The 1,273-nt window shown below is 61.8% G+C and carries 1 protein-coding gene; it reads right to left on the bottom strand.

Annotated elements, in window-relative coordinates; all coding sequences use genetic code 11:
* A partial coding sequence (gene glyA, locus GS636_RS22570) for a serine hydroxymethyltransferase (RefSeq protein WP_253762987.1) occupies window positions 1-1,273 on the bottom strand: 1,273 nt, incomplete at its 5' end.

The following is a 1,273-nucleotide window of genomic DNA, read 5'->3' as shown; positions in this document are numbered from 1 at the left end:
TTACAAGTTCGGATAGATTGGGAAGCGGGCGCAGAGGTCTGCGACCTCGGCTTTGACCTTGGCTTCGACGGCGCCGTTGCCGTCTTCGCCATTGGCAGCCAGGCCGTCGACCACTTCGATGATCCAATCGGCGATCTGGCGGAACTCGACCTCGCCAAAGCCGCGGGTGGTGCCGGCGGGTGAGCCCAGACGGATTCCCGAGGTAATTGTCGGCTTTTCTGGGTCAAACGGCACGCCGTTCTTGTTGCAGGTGATATGCGCCCGGCCCAGAGCCTTCTCGGTTGCATTGCCCTTCACGCCCTTGGGGCGCAGGTCGACCAGCACCACATGGGTGTCGGTGCCGTGGGTCACCGTGTCCAGACCGCCCTTGATCAGCTGGTCCGACAGCGCCTGCGCGTTGGTAATGACTTGGCTGATATAGGTTTTGAACTCGGGCCGCAGGGCTTCGCCAAAGGCCACGGCCTTACCGGCGATCACATGCATCAGCGGGCCGCCCTGAATGCCGGGGAAGATCGCCGAATTCACTTTCTTAGCGATGTCTTCATCATTGGTCAGGATCATACCCCCACGCGGCCCACGCAGGGTCTTGTGCGTGGTCGTGGTCGCCACATGTGCATGTGGGAAGGGGCTGGGATGCTCACCCGCCGCCACCAGGCCGGCGAAGTGTGCCATGTCTACGTGCAGATAGGCACCCACCATGTCGGCGATCTGGCGCATGCGGGCAAAGTCGATCTGGCGCGGGATGGCCGAGCCGCCGGCGATGATCAGCTTGGGCTGGTGCTCTTTCGCCAGCGCCTCGACCTGATCATAATCCAGCATGTTGTCTTCTTTGCGGACGCCGTATTGCACCGCGTTGAACCACTTGCCCGACTGGTTCGGGCGCGCGCCGTGGGTCAGGTGACCACCGGCATCCAGGCTCATGCCCAGAATAGTGTCACCGGGCTGGATCAGCGCCTGGAACACACCCTGGTTGGCCTGAGAGCCCGAGTTCGGCTGCACGTTCGCAAAGCCGCAGCCAAACAGCTGCTTGGCCCGGTCGATGGCCAGGTTCTCGGCAATATCGACAAACTGACAACCGCCATAATAGCGCCGACCGGGATAGCCTTCGGCGTATTTGTTGGTCATCACCGAGCCCTGCGCTTCCATCACGGCGGCAGAGACGATGTTCTCGGATGCAATCAGCTCGATCTCGTCGCGCTGACGGCCCAGCTCGGACGTGATCGAGCCAAAAAGCTCAGGGTCACGGTCCGATAGGGACTGGGTGAAAAATCCG

Source organism: Ruegeria sp. HKCCD4884, assembly GCF_013110855.1.
GTDB lineage: Bacteria > Pseudomonadota > Alphaproteobacteria > Rhodobacterales > Rhodobacteraceae > Ruegeria.
This window is presented reverse-complemented; position numbering and strand designations above follow the sequence as displayed.